Annotated in this window: 19 protein-coding genes; 10 read left to right on the top strand and 9 right to left on the bottom strand. The window is 38.6% G+C overall.

Going from position 1 to position 23822, the window contains the following annotated elements; all coding sequences use genetic code 11:
* Positions 1-301: 301 nt before the first annotated feature.
* Together def and ANA7108_RS0116300 are read right to left on the bottom strand one after the other, a co-directional pair.
* Complete coding sequence (gene def / locus ANA7108_RS0116305; RefSeq protein WP_016951872.1) at positions 302-853, bottom strand: peptide deformylase; 552 nt, start codon at positions 851-853, stop codon at positions 302-304.
* Positions 854-906: 53 nt separating this feature from the next.
* Positions 907-2145, bottom strand: a complete 1239-nt coding sequence (locus tag ANA7108_RS0116300; protein WP_016951871.1) for an HhoA/HhoB/HtrA family serine endopeptidase — start codon at positions 2143-2145, stop codon at positions 907-909.
* Positions 2146-2599: 454 nt separating this feature from the next.
* Between ANA7108_RS0116300 and ANA7108_RS0116295 the strand changes: the two genes are divergently transcribed.
* From ANA7108_RS0116295 to ANA7108_RS0116285, 3 genes are all read left to right on the top strand, one after another.
* Positions 2600-2857 carry a hypothetical protein gene (locus ANA7108_RS0116295; protein ID WP_016951870.1) on the top strand — a complete coding sequence of 86 codons (258 nt, stop codon included), beginning with the start codon at positions 2600-2602 and terminating at the stop codon, positions 2855-2857.
* Positions 2858-3064: 207 nt separating this feature from the next.
* Complete coding sequence (dnaN, locus tag ANA7108_RS0116290) at positions 3065-4213, top strand: DNA polymerase III subunit beta (RefSeq protein WP_016951869.1); 1149 nt, start codon at positions 3065-3067, stop codon at positions 4211-4213.
* Between the two features lie 671 nt (positions 4214-4884).
* Positions 4885-5430 (top strand): hypothetical protein, encoded by a 546-nt coding sequence (locus ANA7108_RS0116285; RefSeq protein WP_144052393.1) that lies wholly within the window; start codon positions 4885-4887, stop codon positions 5428-5430.
* A gap of 249 nt (positions 5431-5679) precedes the next feature.
* Here ANA7108_RS0116285 and ANA7108_RS0116280 read toward each other — a convergent pair whose 3' ends face one another.
* From ANA7108_RS0116280 to ANA7108_RS0116270, 3 genes are all read right to left on the bottom strand, one after another.
* On the bottom strand, positions 5680-8403 hold the full coding sequence (locus ANA7108_RS0116280) for a GAF domain-containing protein (protein WP_016951867.1): 2724 nt from the start codon (positions 8401-8403) through the stop codon (positions 5680-5682).
* Positions 8404-8943: 540 nt separating this feature from the next.
* Positions 8944-10131: a TRC40/GET3/ArsA family transport-energizing ATPase gene (locus tag ANA7108_RS0116275; RefSeq protein ID WP_016951866.1), complete on the bottom strand. Its 1188-nt coding sequence runs from the start codon at positions 10129-10131 to the stop codon at positions 8944-8946.
* A gap of 43 nt (positions 10132-10174) precedes the next feature.
* Entirely contained in the window at positions 10175-10564 is a 390-nt protein-coding gene (locus ANA7108_RS0116270; protein WP_016951865.1) for a DUF2358 domain-containing protein, read from the bottom strand.
* A gap of 476 nt (positions 10565-11040) precedes the next feature.
* On the opposite strand from ANA7108_RS0116270, the gene ANA7108_RS0116265 reads away from it, so the two are divergent.
* The 4 genes from ANA7108_RS0116265 (at position 11041) to ANA7108_RS0116245 (ending at position 14315) form a co-directional block, all read left to right on the top strand.
* Positions 11041-13068 carry an FAD-dependent oxidoreductase gene (locus tag ANA7108_RS0116265; protein ID WP_016951864.1) on the top strand — a complete coding sequence of 676 codons (2028 nt, stop codon included), beginning with the start codon at positions 11041-11043 and terminating at the stop codon, positions 13066-13068.
* A gap of 91 nt (positions 13069-13159) precedes the next feature.
* A complete protein-coding gene (locus tag ANA7108_RS27495; protein WP_016951863.1) occupies positions 13160-13342 on the top strand; it encodes a hypothetical protein in 183 nt (60 codons plus the stop codon).
* Positions 13343-13686: 344 nt separating this feature from the next.
* Entirely contained in the window at positions 13687-14010 is a 324-nt protein-coding gene (gene clpS, locus ANA7108_RS0116250; RefSeq protein ID WP_026104235.1) for an ATP-dependent Clp protease adapter ClpS, read from the top strand.
* Between the two features lie 5 nt (positions 14011-14015).
* On the top strand, positions 14016-14315 hold the full coding sequence (locus tag ANA7108_RS0116245) for a DUF2103 domain-containing protein (RefSeq protein ID WP_016951861.1): 300 nt from the start codon (positions 14016-14018) through the stop codon (positions 14313-14315).
* Between the two features lie 48 nt (positions 14316-14363).
* Here ANA7108_RS0116245 and ANA7108_RS0116240 read toward each other — a convergent pair whose 3' ends face one another.
* Both ANA7108_RS0116240 and ANA7108_RS0116235 read right to left on the bottom strand, forming a co-directional pair.
* Positions 14364-14687: a hypothetical protein gene (locus ANA7108_RS0116240; protein ID WP_026104234.1), complete on the bottom strand. Its 324-nt coding sequence runs from the start codon at positions 14685-14687 to the stop codon at positions 14364-14366.
* A 196-nt stretch (positions 14688-14883) separates the two neighbouring features.
* Positions 14884-15369, bottom strand: a complete 486-nt coding sequence (locus tag ANA7108_RS0116235; protein WP_016951859.1) for a molybdenum cofactor biosynthesis protein MoaE — start codon at positions 15367-15369, stop codon at positions 14884-14886.
* Between the two features lie 291 nt (positions 15370-15660).
* On the opposite strand from ANA7108_RS0116235, the gene ANA7108_RS27490 reads away from it, so the two are divergent.
* The 3 genes from ANA7108_RS27490 (at position 15661) to ANA7108_RS0116220 (ending at position 22031) form a co-directional block, all read left to right on the top strand.
* Complete coding sequence (locus tag ANA7108_RS27490; protein WP_016951858.1) at positions 15661-18192, top strand: PAS domain S-box protein; 2532 nt, start codon at positions 15661-15663, stop codon at positions 18190-18192.
* Complete coding sequence (locus ANA7108_RS0116225) at positions 18185-19876, top strand: ATP-binding protein (protein WP_016951857.1); 1692 nt, start codon at positions 18185-18187, stop codon at positions 19874-19876. The genes ANA7108_RS27490 and ANA7108_RS0116225 overlap by 8 nt, the downstream gene beginning before the upstream one ends.
* A 244-nt stretch (positions 19877-20120) precedes the next feature.
* On the top strand, positions 20121-22031 hold the full coding sequence (locus tag ANA7108_RS0116220) for a response regulator (protein ID WP_016951856.1): 1911 nt from the start codon (positions 20121-20123) through the stop codon (positions 22029-22031).
* Between the two features lie 90 nt (positions 22032-22121).
* Here ANA7108_RS0116220 and pyrR read toward each other — a convergent pair whose 3' ends face one another.
* Both pyrR and cbiB read right to left on the bottom strand, forming a co-directional pair.
* On the bottom strand, positions 22122-22658 hold the full coding sequence (gene pyrR, locus ANA7108_RS0116215; RefSeq protein WP_026104233.1) for a bifunctional pyr operon transcriptional regulator/uracil phosphoribosyltransferase PyrR: 537 nt from the start codon (positions 22656-22658) through the stop codon (positions 22122-22124).
* Positions 22659-22831: 173 nt separating this feature from the next.
* Positions 22832-23797 (bottom strand): adenosylcobinamide-phosphate synthase CbiB, encoded by a 966-nt coding sequence (gene cbiB, locus ANA7108_RS0116210; RefSeq protein WP_016951854.1) that lies wholly within the window; start codon positions 23795-23797, stop codon positions 22832-22834.
* Between the last annotated feature and the right edge of the window lie 25 nt (positions 23798-23822).

Here is a 23822-nt window from a genome sequence, read left to right as displayed (position 1 = left end):
AGGATTTATTTGAGTCAAAACTGGGAACTGACAAGTAATATCATGTCCAGTTGAATACTTATCATTTAGACTGACGCGGAGACAGGGAGACGCGGGGACGCGGAGAATTTTTTTGATAAGTGATTAGGCGGACATAACATAACTTATTTAACTGAATCCTTACATTCGTCTTAAGGCTGGAATTTATAATCCGTCTCCTTTAGACATATCTAAAAACTACGAAAGCTGCATAGTAAACTTAAAATAATAATGGGTTAAGCTGTCGCTAACCCACCCTAATTTCTCCTTATCCAAGAGGATTTTACTGCTGAATGCTGCTGTCAATATTGTTAACTACCCGCTGTTGATATTCTGCTTCAGTCATTAATTCATAGGTAGATTCTACCCTATCTAAAAATACTTTTCCTTCCAGATGATCATATTCATGTTGAAAAATTCGCGCCACAAAATCGGTTAATTCTTGCTTTTGTAAATTCCCATTTCTATCTGTATATTCAATTTCAATTTTTTGATATCTAGGAACTAAACCCCTAATTCCCGGAACACTTAAACAACCTTCCCAACCTTTGAGAACTTCAGTTGAGTGAGAAATAATTTGAGGATTAATCATCGCTGTTGGTTCCATTTCTGGTGCAGATGGATACCGAGCATTAGGACGGGAAGCAACAATAAATAAACGATAAGATGCTGCTATTTGGGGAGCCGCAATTCCTACACCATTAGCTAGGTCAACAGTAGCGATTAAATTGTCGATTAGCTTTTGAATATCTTGATCTTGAATATTTTCAATGTCAACTGCTTTTTGCCGTAATATCGGATTACCTAATTGGATAATTGGCGCTAATTCAGTCATGAAATAAACTCCTGTAAATTGGGCTTTAATGTTGATTTGATAAATATCTGCAATTAACTTTCATTCCTAATGGGCAAAGGTGCAGGTTTAACCGTTACTTGAGTAGGTTGTCCATTTCGCTCTATTTGGATTTGGAGAGAGTCACCAATTGTACTATTTTCTACTAGCTTTTGTACTTCTTCTACCTTATTAACAGGTTGGTTATTAATGCTTTTAATTACATCCCCAGGTTTGAGTCCACCAACTGCGGCTGGGGAATTAGCAACAATTCTAGATAATAAAATTCCTTGATCTGGGATTTTCACACGAGCGCCAAATCTTCTAGTAATTCTTTCCTTAATTTCAGGTGTCAACGTTACCATTTCAACACCCAAATATGGATGTTCTGCTCTACCTTTAGTAACTAATTGCTGAGAAATTTTCTGGACTGTATTAATAGGAATAGCAAATCCTAAACCTTGAGCGCCTTGGATAATAGCTGTATTCATTCCTATTACCTCACCACGAGCATTCAATAAAGGTCCGCCGGAATTACCAGGGTTAATAGCTGCATCTGTTTGTAAATAATCTACACGCTTATCACTAACGCCAATTTCACTACCAGAACGGCCTGTAGCACTGATAATTCCCGAAGTTACAGTATTATTTAAACCCAAAGGATTACCAATTGCAATCACAGGTTCTCCGGGTTGTAAAATATCGGAATTACCGAGAGCTAAGGTTGGTAGATTATTAGCATCAATTTGAATCATCGCTACATCCGTTACTGGATCTTCACCCAAAACATTACCGTTAAAAGTGCGTCCATCTTTGAGTGTAACTGTTACTCTATCAGTACCATCTACTACGTGGGCATTAGTTAAAATTTGCCCAGAGGAATTAATTATAAATCCAGATCCGCTACCTCTTTCTACTCTTTTTCTTGTTTGTGGAACTCTATCGCTAAAAAACGGGAAAAATGGATCACCAAATGCTTCCGGTGCTTGAGATGTGATGGTTCGGGTAGAATCAATGCGAACCACAGCACCGCCCACATTTTGTACTACTTTAACTATGAAGTTAGGATCTCCAGAGGAGGAGATCATGGCAGGAGGAGCTGCTATGGGGATATTCTGACCTTGAGGAATGTTTTGTTGGGTTTCTAAAGTTTTGCTATTCAGACGGGAACAGCCACCAAGAAGGATAACTGCTAAACCAGTTAACATCAACTCTCTTCGTTTGGTTCCCAATGTTTGGAATAAAAACTTGGTATCCATATTTTTGGGTGTTAGGTTGTGATTATTTGTCTTCATGTGTAGTTTAGTCTCCGTGTTAGTCCCTGAGTGGTAGGATATTGGCTACTTGGTGTAGACCAGATTAATTACAGTTTAAAGTTAAATGATTGCTTGCTCTTTCTTCTATTGTGGCAATTAGCAGTTATCTCGTCCCACCTGTGAAACTTGGATTAAAATAATTCGTAATTCCTAATATTCCCAGCCTTGTTAAATAAACGTTTCAGATTTTCCTATCCTGAGTATGATGAATTTCTGATTACAGCGATTTTCGGGTAAATGAACCACATTTTTTTGTCTCACGCAGAGGCGCAGAGGCGCAAGAGTTATTTTCATTTGATTTGATTGAATAACAAAGAATCCTGGTATATTTATTTACAAGCTTAAAATTTTACGGTTATGTATGTGCTTTAGGTTATAGAATTATTGTAGTATCTCAAGATGATATGAATAATGAAATAAAAGAGGTGAAGTCATGACAGTAAAAGAAGAACTTATCAAAGAAATTTCTCAAACCCCTGACTTTTTAATCCAAGAAGTATTAAATTTTTTACTGTTCATTAACAATCGGTTTAAGCAAAGAGTTTCCGAAAATAAAACTGGAGATTTTACCGATAACTTAGCATCCCAATCTTTTTTAAATTTCATTGATGATGTGAGTAGTCAAATTCCTCAATCAGAATGGGAAAAGCTACCATCGGATATGTCAAAAAATTTAGATTACTATCTATAGGATATCGAATTGCATTAGCACTTAAAGATATTTTGGCTTTAGAGAATCGCATTCTTTTGGATAAGTTGCTTTAAGGTGTTTAATTTAAAGTAGTTTCCGCAAAGATGCAAAAAATTCCCAGATATTCAACTTCTTCGAGAAGCCGGGAGTCTATCTCTTGTTACAAAATTTGTTACCATTATCCTTCACCAGCTGTATCTCAGATTTATGAAATTAGTTTGCGCTCAAAGCGATCTCAGTACCAATCTATCACTCGTCAGTCGTGCAGTACCATCAAGGCCAACTCATCCCGTACTTGCTAACGTACTGCTGCAAGCGGACGCTCAAACTAACCAAGTCAGCTTAACAGCCTTTGATCTCAGCTTGGGTATCCGAACCAGTTTTAGTGCGGAAGTCATAGAAGGGGGAGCGATCGCACTTCCTGCTAAATTACTTGTAGATATTACCTCACGTCTACCAGAAGGCGAAATCACCTTAGATGATCAATCAGGGGACAACACCGGAGAAGGTATCATTGTCACTCTCAAACCCAAAAGCGGCAAGTATCAAGTCCGCGCTATGGGAGCAGAAGAATTTCCCGAATTACCCATAATTGAAAATTCTGAAGCAATTCACCTCACCACAGCTGCTTTAATTGAAGGACTAAGAGGTTCATTATTTGCTACTAGTGCGGATGAAACCAAACAAGTCCTCACAGGTGTGCATTTAACAGTTAAACAAGACACCTTAGAATTTGCAGCGACAGACGGACATCGTTTAGCTGTGCTAGAAACAACTAATGAGCGTCCGCTTGAGGGTAGCAGTCAACTTGAGGTAACAGTCCCAGCGAGAGCATTACGGGAACTACAACGGATGTTAGCTCATAGTTCTTCAGAAGAAACTGTAGCCTTATATTTTGATCAAGGTCAAATAGTTTTTGCTTGGCAAAATCAACGATTAACCAGCCGAACTTTAGAAGGACAATATCCCGCATATCGGCAATTAATTCCTCGCCAATTTGAGCGCCAAGTTACCATTGAACGGCGACAATTTATCAGCACTTTAGAGCGAATTGCTGTGTTAGCAGATCAGAAAAATAATATTGTCAAAGTCAGCATTGATAATGCCAATCAAGAAATTACTTTATCTTGTGAAGCGCAAGATGTAGGTAGTGGTACAGAGTCAATGCCGGCACAAATATCTGGTGAAGATATAGATATTGCCTTTAATGTTAAATATTTAATGGAAGGCTTGAAAGAGTTGCCATCTTCAGAAATTCAAATGCATTTAAATCAAAGTCTCACTCCAGTAATTTTTACACCTTTGGGCGGTTTAAAAATGACCTATTTAGCTATGCCTGTGCAATTGAGAAATTAAAAATCCGTCAATTTTGAATTTTGCGTTAACTCGTTCCCAGTTTCAAACTGGGAATGCTATCACAGAGGCTCTGCCTCTACTATTATTAAAACTCATTACGGAAAACTTTTCAAACAGCCTCTTAGAGGAGCGATAGCAAAGTTTAACTTGGCTTCTACAAAAGAAATTCCTGTAAATAAATTTAGCCAGGTAATGACAGAGTTAGAAAATTTATCATTTTGGTAAATTCGGGCATAAGCCCCTACTTGCTAGGGGTATACCCGTGCTATAGCGTTCGCCAAACGTGTACCTTGTACTCAGAGATGCTGAGATCAACGTGCCAATATCAGCTTTGTCTGCTGCTATGCTACAATCTTCAGTGTGTATTTAGCTTAATCCATTCATATATGCAAACTCACTTTAGCAATACTCTGTGTCGTTCTATTGAGCTACCTTACAGTAGAAATATGATTAGCTTAGTTTTGATGAGTGCTCTACTGATAAGTCCTTTTCCAGCTCTAGGGCAATCTTCTGCAACATCGGTTGCCAGAGGTGAATCCCTTCTTGCTTTTGACATCAAAGATATCATCCCGACAAGGCGTAAGGTGAGAAGGTCGCGTAGGATACCTAGGACACCCTCCCAACGCCCCTCTCAATCTACAGACTTAGTAAACCAGAAGGAGCAGGAATATGTGAATAGTCTTTCTCCTGAAGAACGAGAGGTTTACGAGATTATCCAGAAAGCCAAACGCGATCTCCAACATCAGCCTATTGCTGATTTTCTTGGGAGCGGATTTGGCATTAGTCCCAAAGGAACTACTCAAACTCCACAAGACCTTGACCTAGAGTTTCAGAATGCTATTCGCGATAGTAATAATTCAACCAGTTCTCAACCTCTAGTTAATAATTATAATGGAAGTGTAGCCCCAACAAAACCTGGCAACCGAATACTTCAACGCATTTTAAATAAGAGAAGTAATGAAACACATGAACAATGGTATGCCAGAATTGACCCCGTGATCTCACGTACTCCGGGAGAGGAGTATAGAGCGTGGAAAGCAACTTTATCATCAGCTGATAATAAAGCCTATGATGTCCTAGTCCGAAAAGAAAATGAGCAGAAAAGGCAACGGATGCAAGAGGCGGATGCTGCATTGTGGGATATGATCAAGCGCGATTTATCTTGTAGATGGGTGCCAGATGCTAACGATAATTATGTTAAGGTCTGTAATGATTGAGCTTTCCTCTTACATAATCTCCCCTCTCAATTCAATACTGGTCGGTTAAGGCTCAAAAGTCATTATATGGTAGGTTGGGTTGAGGAACGAAACCCAACATTATCAAGGATTTTGTTGGGTTTCGCTGTCGCTCAACCCAACCTACATTTCCTTAACCAACAAGTGTTGCCTCTCAATTAGGTTACATCAATTTATCAAAAAACTATAGGTTTCAACTTGGATGGGGTTTAAAATCCCAAATCTAAATTATTAGGTTGTGTGGAAAATGGGAATTTCAATCCAGAATTTTGTACCCACATTTGTTTGTGAATCACATTTGAATATACCGCCGTGTTTTTCTACTACAATCTGATAACTAATTGACAAACCTAAGCCAGTACCTTTACCCACTGGCTTAGTAGTAAAAAATGGGTCAAATATTCTTGCCAATTCAGCTTCTGGGATTCCTTTTCCATTATCACTAATATGAATTACTGCACTTTGTACTTTCTCATTTATTTCTCCTATGGAAGTACAAATAGTAATTTTCCCTGGCTCAGAATTTTCCGATTTAAATGTTTTATAACTTTCTAGGGCATCAATTGCATTACTTAAAACATTCATAAATACTTGATTTAGTTGTCCAGCATAACACTCTACTAACGGTAAATTACCGTATTCTTTTATTATTTGAATGCCCGGACTTTCAGGTTTAGCTTTTAAGCGATGTTGTAAAATCAGCAAAGTGCTATCAATACCATCATGGATATTCACTTCTTTCATTTCTGACTCATCAAGGCGTGAAAAATTCCGTAAAGATAAGACAATTTGCCGAATTCTGTCAACTCCAATTTTCATCGAAGATAGAGTTTTTGGTAAATCTTCTGTCAAAAAATCTAAATCTAGTTCTTCTGCTCTTTCTAAAATCTCTACACTAGGTTCTGGAAATTCCTGCTGATAGAGATTGAGCATACTGAGTAAATCTTCAGCATATTCATTAAGATGAACAAGGTTGCCAGAAATAAAGTTAACTGGATTATTAATTTCATGGGCAACACCTGCTACAAGTTGCCCCAAAGAAGACATTTTTTCTGTTTGAATTAGTTGGGTTTGAGTTGATTGTAATTCATGTAGAGTTTGGGTTAGTTGTTCAGCTTGATGTTGAGTTTTCACTAATAATTCAGCTTGTTGAATCGCTACCCCTAATTGGGAGGCAATCTGACTAATAAAGCTAACTTCCGTCTCCTGCCATTGTCTGGGACTGGAGTGTTGATAAGTGCAAAGTAAACCCCAAAGTTTTTTACCAATAAAAATAGGAGCCAACACAAAAGCATGAATTTGAAACTGCTCTAAGTTATCAACATGACAGGGAGTAAAACCCATTTTATAGATATCATTTACAGCAAAAGTTTCATGATTTCGGTAGCGTCCTCCCTGGGTCTCTTGTAAATAAGTATCATTCCAAATTGTGTTAATTCCCAATTTAGTATCATTTGACCATTTAAGACTAGCAGCTTCAAAATCACCAACAAATTGCCCACCCCAATCGGCATTAAACTTATAGACAGAAACTCGATCAGCTTTGATTAATTGGCAAACTTCTTTAGTGGTAGTTTGAAAAATAGTGTCAATTTCTAGTGACTCACGAATCTTGTTAATAACTCCAAATACTGCTTGTTGTTGTTCTGCTGTCTTTTTCAATTCTAATGTCCGCTGATGGACTTTTTTTTCTAAGTTTTCATTAAATGTTTGTACCTGTTGGTAAAGTTCATACTGCTGAATGGATGAAGCAAAGTGGTTACTAATTTCTGTAGCTAAAGTAATTTCCTCTTCTGTCCATTTTTGAGGTTGTGCTTTTTTAGATTCCTGCCAGATTTCAAAAGATAGTCGGGGGTAAATTTGTCTACTATCTGGATCAAATTTTCCTGCCCAAAGGGTTTCTGTATCTAGTTCATTACGAAAAATACTTAAATAGCCTACTAATTGTTGATGATAGTGAAGGGGAATCATCAAGATACTGCGAATTTTAGTTGGTTTAAAAGCAACTTGTATATTTCTTAAATTCGGATTTTCATAGATGTCGGAAATTGCCCAAACTTCATATTCACCAGATTGATAATGTTCCTGCCAGACACTATACTGCTCTAGTAGGGGATATTTACTTGGTGCTGGAATTATAGGTTGTTCTCCACAGGTATAAAGCTGAAAACAATCGCTACCAGGGATTAAACATTCTGATAAGCTTTTGAAACTACTATTTTCGGAGTCAAAGGCATTGTGTCTAATACATAATCTGCCTCCAACTCCGTTAAAAGCGTTAACTGCGCTTTCTAAAGGTGGTTGTAAAACTATCGTGGGTAGTGAATGGAGTAAAGTCCCAATAGTGTTAAGAATAGCTTCTTGTTCAGCTTTGGCACGGGCTTGGGTGAGAAGATTACTTTGAGCGATCGCTATGGGTAACTGCTCTACTACTATCTGTATCGCTTCTAATTCATATTCTGCCAGATCACGGGCTTGAGAATGATGAGATACTAATAAGCCCCAAAGTGCATCTTGATAGATAATCGGTGCAACTACAGAAGACTTAACCCCCATAGCTGTCAAATATTCTACATGACAGGGGTCTAATGCTCGGTAAAGAATATCCTCAGAGATAATTGCTCCAGTTTCCAGATTATGCTGAGGGCTTTGGCCAATTTCCCTAGCATCAACATTAACTACAGAACGCACCCGCGATTTAATAAACATTTCACGAGATTGTAATGGAATATCATCAGCAGGGAAATTCAACCCCAATAAAGACGGTAAGCGATTTTCATAAATAGATTCTGCTATAACCTGACCACTATCATCAGCATGAAATTTGTAAATCATGACTCGGTCAGTTTCCAGTAAAGATCGAACTTCCGCCGTCACCACTGTGATAATGTCTTCTAATTCTAAGAATGGTCTAATTCGATTTGTAATCCGACGTAATAAATTTTCTTTTTCCATACTTTTCCTCAGGTGCAACGGAGGGATGGATACGGTTTTTTGGATAACATAGATTCTTCTCCTACTATCATAAGCGATTCAGCTTAATAGCATTTTTAGATTTTATTTATGTCTTTGTCTTCAGTGAGATTACGGTCAAATCATAGAAATTACAATTATTAATTGTTAAACTTATTACCGCAAATTTATCACCAGCAGACAGGCAACGATCAAGATTTTTAGGATTAAGTAACAGGATAACATAATCCTTGAATCTTGATCGGAACAGAAAATTAACCTTGTCGAGACTTTCCATGGGTAGGGATTCTCGGCTCTACATTCTTTTCCATAGATATCTATTGAACAGGATTCAGGAATTATATCGTTTCTCTATGAAGATACACCTAAAGAGCCTAAGTAGATGAGCTTTATCTGTGTAACCCCACCTCATCTAGAATTGTGATAATAACTGTCAATGTTGTTAGGACACCAACTCTATCCCCTAGGTCAACCATAGATATTGATAAAACCTAGATACCACAAGACTTTTATTACTATCACCTAAACCTTCACAATGTCAGCAAAGCGAATTTTTAGATAATCATTTTCCATTTTTGCTCCTGATGGTTGGAGTGCAGCTAAAGCCTGTGGTAATACTAAGTTACGACGATGATTACCAATTGTAATATTTAATTCGTCGCCACTTTTACTTAGTTGAACTTGGTCTTTGGGAATGCCAGGTAAATAAAGTTCCAAGCTATATTGGTTATTATCTTGCACAACTCTGATCGTTGTTTCTTTGTAATAAACCTGAGTAGGATCTTCATCTTGATAGAGAGTTTCCTTGAGTCTTTCTAATGCTGCTAAACCACACATTTCCTCAGAATAAAGAGGTACTTCCTTCACAGGTAAGGGATGAAAGTTTTCATGAATTTCTTGGCGATATTGTTCTTGATTTTCTTTCCAACGTTGAAAGAAAGGATCTTCAACTTCTTTAGGAATAATCCGATTAGCAATAATTAAATCGGTCGCCACATTATACAAACTTAAATAAGCATGAGCGCGGAGAGATTCCTTAATCACCATTTTTTCTGGGTTGGTGACAAGACGGACTGAGGTTTGAGTATTATCAGTCAATACTTTTTCTAGAGCTTCTATTTGTTCATAAAACTCATAAGGAGCATCCATTACTTCTTTATTTGGTAACGAAAAACCCGCAATTGGTCTAAAAATAGGTTCAACTAGAGGTCTAAGTGCTACCGAGATGTTTTGAAAAGGTTTATAGAAGCGCCGCATATACCAGCCGCCGACTTCTGGTAAACTCAACAAACGTAGCGCCGTACCAGTAGGAGCAGAATCAATAATTAAAACGTCAAATTCCCCTTCATCATAGTGACGTTTCATTCTGACTAAGCCGAAAATCTCATCCATTCCTGGTAAAATGGCTAATTCTTCGGCTTGTATCCCGTCTAAACCCCGTGCTTGTAACACTTGAGTAATATAACGCTTCACCGCACCCCAGTTACCTTCTAATTCTTGAAGCGCGTCAAGTTCTGCTCCCCACAAATTTGGGCGGACTTGTCGGGCATCATGTCCCAATTCTAAATCAAAACTGTCTGCTAGGGAGTGAGCAGGATCTGTACTTAAAACTAATGTGCGGTAGCCGAGTTCTGCACAACGCAGTCCTGTGGCTGCGGCTACTGAGGTTTTACCTACGCCACCCTTGCCGGTCATTAAAATTACTCGCATGAATGATTCTGTCCCGCCTGAATTTTATTTACATTTATTTACATTATCCGTTGTTTACGGAAAATAGGTGCTGCTTAAGTACATCTAAACGTGAACACTGCCAATAATCAATGTGGGAAACTATCAAACCGTCAGTGTTGGAGAGTAATTCACTCCAACCAGATATAGAAATGCGTGGCTTCCAGGGTAGGGGAGAATTCCAACTCAGTGTCCATTCGCTTTTGATGGTATCTTCTTGGCGTTGGATGTTATGCAAATCCATTTTCAGATTTAAGAAAAAAGTCTGAATGAATTTAATCATCCATTTATAGAGTTCCAAACCACGAAATTTAAAAACCGGATCTTGAAAATAAACATCAGCAGCGTAAATGCTGTAAGTTTGATTAACTGGAAATCTTTGATAGTCGGCTTTGAGAATTTCAATAATGTCCATGATCAGTAAACAGTACTAGGAAGGAGATAAAAGTGTAAATTTAGACTTTTTAAATATCCGCTCAAGACAAAAAATATAATTTTTACTAAGAACTCAGGACTAAGAACTCAGCACTCAGGACTAAGAACTCAGGACTCAGCACTCAGCACTCAGGACTAAGAACTCAGGACTCAGCACTCAGCACTCAGCACTCAGGACTCACCACTCAGCACTCAGCACTCAGGACTCAGCACTCAGCACTCACCACTCAGAACTCAGCACTCACCACTCAGAACTCAGCACTCATTACTCATCACTCAGCACTCAGCACTTGGGTATACAGTCAAGCTTGTCCATGATTTCCCATAATTCTAGCGTTTCTGATAGCCAAAAAGCCAAATCGTTTCTGTTTTGTTTCTCAGCCCAACCTTGTAAAGAACATTTCCTAGATGCTACCGTCTACAAGTTGACGCAATAGTATACGGAGTGCATGAAACATGAAGCGCACATACAAAAAAAGCTTTCAGAAATCAATCATCAGTCTCAGTTTACTTACCACCTTTCTCACCCCCTATTCCGTCACCGCTACCCCACCCAGAAACCCAGATAAAACCGTCAACTGTGAAATTCTCGTTGTTGGTGGTGGACTATCCGGTGTAGCGACTGCTTATGAGGGGTTACTTGCAGGGCGGACAGTTTGCTTAACGGAAATTACTGACTGGTTGGGTGGACAAATCTCCTCTCAAGGTACATCTGCGTTAGATGAAAGACCAACTCAACGCGCTAAACAATTCTATTCTCGCGGGTATTTGGAATTACGAAACCGTATTCAACGCAAATATGGTCAACTTAACCCTGGTGACTGCTGGGTAAGTGAGGCCTGCTTTCTTCCTCGTGATGCTCACAACATTCTCACCCAAATGCTCAAAGATGCAGAAAAGCAGGGTAAAGGAAAGTTGCAATGGTTTCCCAATACCGTAATTAAAGAATTAGGAATTAGTACTGATGGTAAAATTATTAACAACGCCACAGCTATTCAACATCAACCAGCAAAAGGCGCACCACCTCTCAACACTTTTCCTTTATCTCAAACTATTGAAGATGCTTATCGCTACGAAAACTCATCTCGGTTGAGTAAAGCTATTATTCGCTTTGTCCCCAAACAATCTAAAAACAATGGTTTGAAATGGTACGTTGTTGATACCAGTGAAACTGGGGAAATTATTGCTTTAGCAGATGTTCCTTATCGCTTGGGTATTGATGCACTTTCATACCTAGAACCTTCCTCTTCTAGCACCACTAATGATCCTTATTGTACTCAAGGTTTTACCTACACCTTTGCAATGGAGGCGACTAAGGAACCGCAACAGCAAGCAATGCCCCCATTTTACTCACAATATGCACCATATTTTAGTTATGAATTAGCACGACTGGCGAATTTTGATTTAGTGTTTACCTATCGTCGCATTTGGAGTCCTCAACAAGGAAAACAAATGAAATTTGGTGGTATTAATTTTACCGTCCCTACCCCAGGAGACATCTCTATGCAAAACTGGACTTGGGGTAATGACTACCGTCCAGGAACTGCTAATGATAATCTCATCTACACTCGTCAACAGTTGCAAGCCAGTGGCCAGTTACAGCCTGGGGGTTGGATGGGGGGATTAAGAACCGAAACTTTCCGCAAAGGTGAAGAAAATGCTCTTTCCTATTTTTATTGGTTATATGCGGGAACTACGGATTCTCAATTAGGTGAGAGTGTAAAAAAACCGCAACTAAACAATCGGTTGTTAACGGGTGTAAATTCCCCTATGGGGACAGTACATGGTTTATCGAAATATCCCTATATGCGGGAAGGAAGACGCATTATTGGCCGTCCCAGTTGGGGACAACCAGAAGGTTTTGGGATTTGGGAAGTTGATATTTCTCGCCGCAATTATAATGACGAATATTACCGTAAAACTTTGCCAGCAGATATGTATCGCCAGTTAAAAGCGACACTGGCTGGGTTAGAGGCTACTTCTGTAATTAGGGGTGAAGTTTCTCCTGATAAAGCGATGCGGCGCAGTCGTTCGACAATTTTCCCGGATGCTGTAGGTATCGGTCACTACGCTATTGATTTTCATCCTTGCATGACAAAAAGTCCCCCAGAAACACCGGGTAATACAGAACGTGCAGGAGAAAGACGTGGTGCGGGACAAGCTTATCCTTTCCAAATTGCTCTGCGGGCGATGATTCCCCAAAAAATTGATAATTTATTAGTAGGCGGTAAAAGTATTGCTACTAGTCACATAGCTGCTGCTGCTTATCGGGTACATTCTTTTGAGTGGTCTTCTGGTGCGGCTGCGGGAACTGTGGCTGCTTTTGCTCTTAAACAGGGAATCGCACCTTACCAATTAGTTGATGATTTACCTAAACAGGAACCGCAATTACAAGTTCTCAAACGTCTGTTGGAGCAAAATGGTAATCCCACGGCTTTTCCTGATACTTCCATTTTTAACCAAAATTGGGATGATTGGCGGTAATATCCTGTCTGGTTAAATATTTATCATTGGGGAAGACGCGGAGACGCGGAGATGGGAAGACGCTGAGATGGGAAGACGCTGAGATGGGAAGATGCGGAGATGGGAAGATGCGGAGATGGGAAGACGCGGAGATGGGGGGACGCGGAGATGGGAAGATGCGGAGATGGGAAGACGCGGAGATGGGAAGACGCTGAGATGGGAAGACGCTGAGATGGGAAGACGCGGAGATGGGAAGACGCTGAGATGGGAAGACGCTGAGATGGGAAGACGCTGAGACGCGGGGAAAATCAAGAATAACTTAATTACCTATTCCCAATGACCAATCACCAATCACCAATCACCAATCACCAATCCCCAATCACCAATCCCCAATCACCAATCCCCAATCACCAATCCCCAATCCCCAATCACCAATCACCAATCCCCAATCCCCAATTCCCAATTCCCAATCACCGCTGACAATGGATTAAACTAGTTTTTGTAGTGTGGGTTTGTCAAACCTCTTTTTTGACTAAAAAGACGCAGAGAGCAACCCTGCTCAACTTGGAATTTTCTGGTTGTCTTTTATGGGATCTCTTCGCGTCCCTGTGTCCCCTTGTCCTTTTCAATTATTGTTTTATGCTTAAAAGACTAACAGCTGTTTATGGCATGGCTACAGCGCCAACAGTAACACCTGATCGGGTTAATCAAGTTACTCGCAAAACTTATCCAAATTATAAAGTGATTGTATTGAATGACGATTTCAATACATTTCCCCATGTGGCTGAGTGTTTGCTCAAGTATATTCCGGGAATGTCGAGCGATCGCGCTTGGGATCTGACAAATCAGATACATTATGAAGGACAAGCGATCGTTTGGGTAGGTCCTCAGGAACAAGCGGAACTATACCACCAACAGCTGCGACGGGCTGGTTTGACTATGGCTCCCCTGGAAGCAGCATAATTATCATGGGCAAACCCACGGATGGTAGACTAGTCTGGAATCACTCCACCCACATTTCTGGTCTAATCCCAATTTTAGAACGTCTATGTCAACAAGACGGCATTCACACTGTAACGCCGGCAGTCATTGGACGAGCCAGAGGTCATTGTCCAAAAATGCAGTTGCGTGTGTCTGTACCCATTCGCGGGGGTTATAAAGTCATTGCACGGCAGGGTAAGACGGTACAAGAAGTGTTTGTTCTCACGACTTTGGAACTGGAACAATTGGAAATAGCAATTGCGATCGCTATGAAAATTAATAAATAGTACGATTAACACAGGGAAGAGCCAAAATTCTCCCCCCTTAGCTTCTGATTATTCCTCAACTTCATGCACTGCAAATTTATGTAATGGCAAACTGAGAATACAAGAAAAAGTTAAAAAATATGATAAAGCTGTGGTAATTTTCACAGCCATTGTTAAACTTTCCCAGTTTGGTAAAACTGTTTTTTCGATTCCAAAAGCCACACAGTAAACCAGCCAGTAAGCAAAGCTCATTCTTAACAGAATTTCTTCTGTTTCTTGGGCTTCATCTTTCTGTTGCTTATGATCATCCCACAGTAAAAGCAGTCCAATAATACAGGCTACAGAGGAAACAGCAACTACAAATTCATGACAAAATAAATTTACAGAGTCCATTGCCTTGATCCAACTATTTTGATATTTTGATTTTCCCATCGTCAATTAGTCTAAAGGACTATTCCGAATGAATATGCAAAATAGTTACAAACTGCAATAGTTAACTGATATTTATGTAAATAATTGCAAAGATAATCATCTATCAATTTACAATTATTTAGTTAAATTTAATTGCGAAATTCCGGTGAAGAGTTCCCTAACAATTAGCTTCCGTGACTTCGCAAGCACCAATACTCACCCAACTACTAGAACCATCTTGCCAATGTTCTTTCTTCCAAATTGGAGCATTGTGTTTAATAGTGTCAATCGCATACTGACAAGCAGCAAAAGCCTCACCTCGGTGGGGACACCCTACAGCCACCAAAATACTGATTTCCCCAATTTGCAACCGTCCAACACGATGATATATCACAACCCGCTTCACATCAGTCCATTGGTAGCGAATATCAGCTGCAACTTGATAAAATACTTGTAATGCCATAGGATCATAAGCCTGATACTCTAAAGCAATTACAGGTTGGCCATCAGTTTGATTACGAACCATCCCACTCATAATCACCACAGCACCATTAGCTGGGTCATCAGCTTTAGTATAGATTTCCTCAACAGACAAGGGAGCCAAGGTAATACCAAAGCTATCTTCGCTTCTAGTTTTAACAGGAACAACAAGTGGGGTTTTCATAATCAAGTTTTGATAATTTGCCAGTTTAATTTATAGAAAATAAGTATAAATCAAGGACTACCATGGGAATCGTATTTGATCTTTGTGTATCTATTACTGAAACATATGGCTAACGTGGCCTGCACTCTGCGCCTAAAAAACAACCTACAAATCGAGCTTCCTGATTTTACTTTGCTTGTTAAAACTTAAAAGTCAGCAATTACAAGCCTTCACCTTCCCTGCTTGATTAACTTAGAAGACCGAGAGTAACACGATCACACGTTGTCATTCAGTAATACTAGGAAAATTTTCATGAGATTACCAGTGTCTAATAATGAAGCAGCGAGGCTTGAGGCTCTACGACAGTACGACATTCTTGATACAGAACCAGAGGAAACTTTTGACGATTTAGCATCGTTAGCCGCCCAGATTTGTGATACACCAATTGCGCTAATTAATCTCATTGATGCCAACCGTCAGTGGTTCAAAGCCAAGGTGGGATTAGATATCCCAGAAATGCCAATAGACAGTGGTTTTTGTCCAATTTGCCTCCAGCAAGGCGACATTTTGATTATTCCTGATACCTTAACAGATGAACGCTTTGCCACAGCAGATATAGTTACCTCAGCACCATATGTGAGATTTTATGTGGGCATACCGTTAATAGTAGCAAAAGGAGAGATAATCGGGACTCTATGTGTAGTAGATCAAGTACCACATCAAATCAGTGCTAAACAGTTAGCAGCACTGGAATCTATTAGTCGTCTTATTGTCAAACAATTAGAAATGCGGCAAAATTTAACAGAATTAGCCAGCATCAATCGGGAATATAAACAGGCACAAGAAGCACTGTCACAAAGTGAATCTACCTTACACAGTTTCTTCGAGAGTGCGCCCATGATGATGGGAATTGTGGAATTGGTAGATAATGATATCCTGCATATTTCTGATAATCCTATCACTGCCAAATTTTTGGGACTCACACCAGAAGCAATGCAAAATCGTCTAGCGCGAGAACTGGGCGCAGAAAACAGAAATTTAAAGTATTGGATGCATCACTATCGACAAGCAGAGCTTACCCAATCACCTGTGAGATTTGAATATTCCCATGAAACTCCTCAAGGACTAATTTGTTTATCAGCCACGGTTTCGGCTATTGCGAACAATCATGGCAATCGTCAACAATTTGCATACATAGTAGAAGACATCACTGAACGCAAGCAGGCAGAAAATGAATTACGTTGGCAAGAAGCACTTTTGCGCTCCATGAATAGTGTTTCACCACTAGGATTTTATGTTGTTGATAATCGGACTGATGATATCCTTTATTTTAATGATCGGTTCTGTGAAATTTGGAAAATTGAACATCTTAAAAATGCTATGACAATCGGCAAATTAAAAAATCAAGATATTATTCCTGATTGTTGCCAATTAATCATAGATATTCCTTCCTTTGCAGCATCATGCCAACCTCTACAAGATGAAAACAACTTTTGTGTTGTTGAAGATGAAATTGGCTTTAATGATGGGCGAATTATTCGGCGTTTCTCTACCCAAATTCAGGATCATAATCATAAATATTTTGGGCGTTTGTATATTTTTGAAGATATATCAGCCCGTAAACAAGTAGAACAAAAGCTGCGCGAACAAGCTGCATTACTGAATATTACTACAGATGCGATTATTGTCATAAATTTAAACAACAAAATTTTACTCTGGAACAAAAGTGCAGAAAAATTATATGGATGGAAAACTGAAGAAGTTATAGATCAGAATGCTAGAGAAATCTGGGTTGATGAACCTGTGGCACAACAACAGGAAATTTATCAAACAGTATTGATGTCTGGTGCTTGGCAAGGTGAGTTAAATAAAATCACAAAATTTGACACAGAAATAATTGTAGAAAGTCGCTGGACTTTAGTACATGATGAGCATAATCAAGCTAAATCTATCTTGATTGTTGACACAGATATTACCCAGAAAAAACAATTAGAACAGCAATTTTTACGCGCCCAACGTATGGATAGTATTGGTACTCTAGCTAGTGGCATTGCTCATGATTTAAATAATGTATTGTCGCCGATTTTAATGTCTGCATATTTGCTAAAAACTAAATACTATGATCCGCAAGTTCAACAGATTATATCGATCATAGAGAATAATGCTAACCGAGGTGCTAATTTAGTTAATCAAGTTTTATCCTTTGCCAGAGGAATTGAAGGTGAACGGACAGTAATTCAAGTTAAATATTTGATTTCAGAAATAGAACAGATTGTTGAACAAACATTTCCCAAATCAATTACAGTTCATACGGAAATTCAGCCAAATTTATTACCAGTTTGTGGTGACATTACCCAATTATATCAAGTATTGATTAATTTATGTTTAAACGCTCGTGATGCTATGCCCAATGGCGGTAGTTTAACAATAGTGGCTGGGAATCTTTGGATTGACGAGACTTCTGCTAAAGTGCATTTAGATGCAAAAGTTAGTTATTACATTGTCATCAAAGTGATTGACACAGGCTTGGGTATTTCTAGTAAAATATTAGATAGAATCTTTGAACCTTTTTTTACGACTAAAGAAGCTGGCAAAGGTACAGGATTAGGGTTATCAACAGTAATAGGTATTATTAAAGGTCATGAGGGTTTTATCACGGTATCAAGTAGCCTAAATAAAGGTACAGAATTTCAAGTATATTTACCAGCAGTATATACCGCTGAAGACCAGTCCTTAAAAGCAGCAGAAATGCTGATTGGTGATGGAGAATTGGTTATCCTAGAAGCTGAAAAAGCTTCTATTCAAGAGATTACCTCAACGTCATTAAAAAACGATAATGACTAAGGAATTACCAGCACAAACTGAGCAAAAACATCAGTGGGAAGCAAAACTCAAGATGGCGTTGGATGCTGCTCAAATGAGCATCTGGACTCTTGATATCCACAACCACCAAATTACTAGCGCGATTAATTTGGAAGCTATTTTTAGTTTAGAGAAAGACAGTTGTAATCACACCTATGAGGCGATTCTGAACTGTGTTCATACACAAGATCGTGATTTTTTAAAGCGCGTTCATCAACAGGCTATTAAAGATGGAAGAGAATTTGAAATTGAATATCGAATTGTTTTAGCCGATGATAGTATTTGCTGGCTAGTTAGCAAAGGTGTAATTTGGCGAGACTCATCTGGAGTACCAGTGCAAATGTGTGTGGTAGATATGGATATTAGCAAGCGTAAACAAGATGAAGCAGAATTACAACAGCAAAATCTGCGCTGTTTACAGCAAGCAACATTAACACAATTATTCGCTAATATCACCTTAAAAATTCGTCAGTCTTTACAAATTGACGAAATTCTGGAAACTAGTGTTACCGAAGTACAAAAGTTACTGCAAGCAGATCGAGTATTAATCTTAAAACTGCATAGTAATCGTTCTTTTTTAGCTGTGAAAGAAGCTGTAATTCCTGGTTTACCAGTTGTCATGGGACAAACAATTACTGACTCTTGTTTTGCAGAAGATTACGTTTACCAAAAATATTGCCAAGGGCAAATTAGTGCAATTAGTAACATCGAAACGGCACAGATTCAACTTTGCCACGTTGAATTTCTCCAACAATTTGCTGTTAAAGCGAATCTTGTAGTGCCAATTTTCCAAAAAAATCAACTTTGGGGGTTGCTGGTTGCCCACCAGTGTTTGCATACTCGTGAATGGACTGACTGGGAAATTGAACTTTTGCGACAACTTGCCGATCAAATTGGTATTGCTTTAGCACAGAGTCTGATCTTAGAACAAGAAACTCATCAACGGCAAGAACTTATCCGTTCTAATGAAGAATTACAGCAATTTGCTTTTATTGCCTCCCATGATTTACAAGAACCACTACGAAAAATTAGAACATTTGGTGATCTCTTGAAAGTTACCTGTAGAGACTCATTAAGTACTCAGGGATATGATTATCTGGAACGTATGCAAAAAGCTGCCCTGAGAATGCAAACTTTGATTGATGACTTATTGACACTTTCACGGGTAACTACTAAGGCAAAACCTTTTGTATCGGTGAATTTATCAGAAATCGCTCAAGAAGTACTATCTGATTTAGAAGTACGTATTCAGCAAACTGGTGGACGAGTGGAAATAGGATACTTACCCATTATTCAAGCTGATCCTTTACAGATGCGGCAATTATTGCAAAATCTTATTGGTAATGCCCTGAAATTTCATCGTCAAAATCAACCTCCTGTGGTTAGAATATTTAGTCAATTATTAAACAATGATTTAGATGATTTTGAACACAAGATTAGATATTTTCAAATCATTGTTGAAGATAATGGTATTGGTCTGCCCGAAGCATATCTTGACCGGATTTTTCATGTTTTTCAACGTCTGCATAGTCTCACTGAATATGAAGGCACTGGCATCGGTTTAGCTATCTGTCGGAAAATTACTGAACGACATCATGGTAGTATTAAAGCACAAAATACTCCAGGGCAAGGAGCCAAATTTATTGTGACGTTGCCAATTTCTTAGCATCTCTGATTTTTCTGCCTAGAGAGGGATTACTATTAGACTCTAATTTAGAGTTAATTGTACAAATGTAAATAACTATATTTAGGAAATGAATGATTAACTATCATTAGTACAAAGGAGACTAGTACAAATTCGTTCATTATTAAACCAAGAATTTTTACATCTTTAATTGCAGCAATAAAAACTTTAGGAAAATACTGGTTTGAAATTGTAGAACTGCCCTGATAAGCAGTGCGAGGAAATTATGAATAACAGCCCCATCAAAGTTTTGTTAATAGATGATGATGAAGATGATTATATTTTAATTCGTGAGTGGTTGAGAGAATTTCAGGTGGCTGGCTGTGAGTTGGAATGGGTGAAGAATTATGAAACAGCTAGGGATGCGATCGCTCAACACCAACATGATATCTATCTGGTAGACTACCGCTTAGGGCAGCATAATGGATTGGAACTGTTGCAAGAAGCCATGAACAATGGTTACACTTGTCCCTTTATTTTACTGACTGGCCAGGGTGATCGGGAAATAGATATAGAAGCGATGAAAGTAGGCGCAGTTGATTATCTGGAGAAAAGTCAACTAACAGCACCTTTATTAGAACGTTCGATTCGCTACGCTATTGAACGCAAACAAACAGAAGCAAAAATCCGTCAGCAAGCTGCTTTACTTGATGTCGCTACTGATGCCATTTTTGTCCATGATTTAGATAATCAAATTTCATATTGGAACAAAGCTGCCGAATATTTATACGGTTGGAAAGCCGAAGAAGCCCTGACAAAAAAGACACAAAACCTCTGGCAGGAAAAAGACTTATCTAAATTGTCAGCAGCACTCCAAATTCTCATGAAAAATGGCTGCTGGGAGGGTGAACTGTATCAAGTTACCAAAGATGATCAAGAAATCATTGTTGAAAGTCGTTGGACATTAGTACCTCAATTGGGTTATCAAGCACCATCTATTTTAGTTGTAAACACTAATATTACTCAAAAAAAGCTACTAGAATCTCAACTTTTACGCACCCAGCGTTTAGAAAGTATTGGCACATTGGCTAGTGGTATTGCCCACGATTTAAATAATGTCCTCACCCCAATTTTAATGACTGCTCAACTTTTAGAAACTCAAGTCAAAGAAGAACGTTCTCAACGACTAATTCCAATATTGACTGCCAATGCTAAACGAGGGGCAAACTTAGTTAAGCAAGTATTATCTTTTACTCGTGGGCTAGATAGTGATAATAGTAGCTCTTTAGTAAAGCATTCACTTTTACAATTAAAACATTTGTTGATAGAAATTCAGCAAATTATTAAAGAAACTTTTCCTAAATCTATTGAAGTTATCACTGAAATTCCCCAAAATCTTTGGACTGTATCTGGTGATACTACTCAACTACATCAAGTCTTAATGAATTTATGTGTTAATGCTCGTGATGCTATGCCTAATGGTGGTACTTTAAAAATTACTGCCGAAAATCTTTTAGTTGATGAAAATTACGCCCAGATGCATATTGATGCTCAAGTTGGACCTTACATCATCATTACAATAACTGATAATGGAATTGGTATTCCACCAGTAATATTAGATCGGATATTTGAACCATTTTTTACTACTAAAGAACTTGGCAAAGGAACTGGTTTAGGTCTATCTACTGTATTGGGAATTCTTAAAAATCATCATGGTTTTATCAATGTCTATAGTGAAGAAAAAAAAGGCAGTCAATTTAAAGTTTATTTACCAGCAAAAGACACACCAGAAATTCTAGAAACAACAGAAATATCTTGGCCTCAAGGTAATCAAGAACTCATATTAGTTGTAGATGATGAAGCTGCCATTTGTGATATTACAAAAATATCATTAGAAAACTATAATTATAGAGTAATTACAGCCCGTGATGGTATTGAAGCAATAGCCTTATACGTAGAACATCGTGATGAAATATCTCTAGTTTTAACTGATATGGGAATGCCACGTATGGACGGACTAACTAGCATTCGTACCATGCAAAAAATTAATCCCAACGTTAAAGTTATTGCTATCAGCGGATTAGGGACTACAGATAAGGTAAATGCAGCCTATGGTCTAGGTGTTAAAGATTTTTTATCCAAACCTTACACAGCAAACCAATTATTACAAAGTATCAGTACAGTTCTCAATCATTAATTATTTAGACATTTTTGAACAGGAATGAAATTACTCTCTTCTTTCATCTAACTAGCTAGATAATTTATTTGCCAAGAATTACGAATTATTTTAATTAGCAATCAACTCCACTGCATCGCGTCCATCGTTATCTTGTAGGTAAACTTTGACAATCTCTTCTTTAGCAGTAGGTAATTTTTTGCCAACGAAATCTGGATGAATTGGTAACTCTCGATGACCTCTGTCTACTAACACCGCTAAACGAATTACTTCCGGTCTACCATACTCGTTGACTGCATTTAACGCAGCACGAATTGTCCTGCCTTTAAAAATAACATCATCTACAAGTACAACTGTTTTTCCTGTCAGATCAAAAGGAATATCGGTTTTGGCTGGAGTTCTTAATCCTATTTGATCGAGGTCATCACGGTAGAATGTAATATCTAATGCTCCAACGGACACGCTGACATCTTCCAGAGTCTCTATTTGACGTGCTAATAAATTTGCTAATGGCACACCTCTAGTATAAATACCCAAAAGTACCAATTGCGACAAATCACGTGTTCTTTCTACAATCTGAGAAGCAAGCCTGGTTAAGGTTCGTCGCAGTTCTTCCGATGAGAGAATTTCAACTACTTTCATAGACATAAATACTGGGGATTGGGGACGCGGGGATTGGGGATTGGGGATTGGGGACGCGGAGAGGGGGAGAGGGGAAGGAATTTACGAATTACGAATTACGAATTACGAATTACGAATTACGAATTACGAATTACGAATTACGAATTACGAATTACGAATTACGAATTACGAATTACGAATTACGAATTACGAATTAAAAATATTGCTACCCCCAACCACAACAAAAAACAAAATCGAGTCAGTTGTAAAGCTTTGTGAATGGAATCTGGAGTGATGGAATAAATAGCATCTCCTAACAGTGGTTTATCTTTAGCCACTCCACGATACCAATTTGTCCCTCCCATTTGTACACCTAAAACCGCAGCATAGGCACACTCACTCCAGCCAGAATTGGGACTGGGGTCTTTAATCGCGTCCCGGCGACAGATTCGCCAGATATCTGAGGGTTTAGCTGATAACAGCGCCAAAGTTATCACAGTCAACCGACAGGGAAGCCAAGTTAAACAATCTTCTAACCGCGCACTGAACCAACCAATATTAGTATAAGGTGCTTCCCGATAACCCACCATTGAATCTAGAGTACTACTAGCTTTATATGCCAGAGCTAAAGGTACTACTCCAACAAATGGTATAAATGCTCCAACAATTGCATAAAATAGGGGAGCCATGACTCCATCGGTAGCATTTTCTGTTACCGTTTCTAGAACTGCTCGCAAAATTTCTGTTTCTGAAAGATTTTCTGTATCCCTACCCACGTAATTACTTAAAATCTGTCGTGCTTCGCCTAAATTTTCTATTGTTAAAGGTTGAAGAACATCCATAGCAGCTTTACGCAAACTATGAAGAGCAAAACAACTGGCTAGGAGAATGCTTTGTAGGGCAATTCCTAACAATGGATTTAGCCATTTAGCAATTAGAATTATCAACCAGCCTGTTAAACCGCTGCCGATGATGAGGATCAGTCCGAGTCCAATTCCGGCTAGACGCTGTGTTAGAGAACTCTGACACTGTTGCAGTAAAAATTTACTCAAGTGAGAAATCACCCACCCCATCACTCGTACTGGATGAGGCCAACCCCAAGGATCACCAACTAAGTAATCTAACAAGGCAGCAAAAATTAATATATATTGTTCATTATTGGTCATTGATTAATTTCTACCCTATTCCCTA

It is taken from the genome of Anabaena sp. PCC 7108 (genome assembly GCF_000332135.1).
Taxonomy (GTDB): domain Bacteria; phylum Cyanobacteriota; class Cyanobacteriia; order Cyanobacteriales; family Nostocaceae; genus Anabaena.
This window is presented reverse-complemented; position numbering and strand designations above follow the sequence as displayed.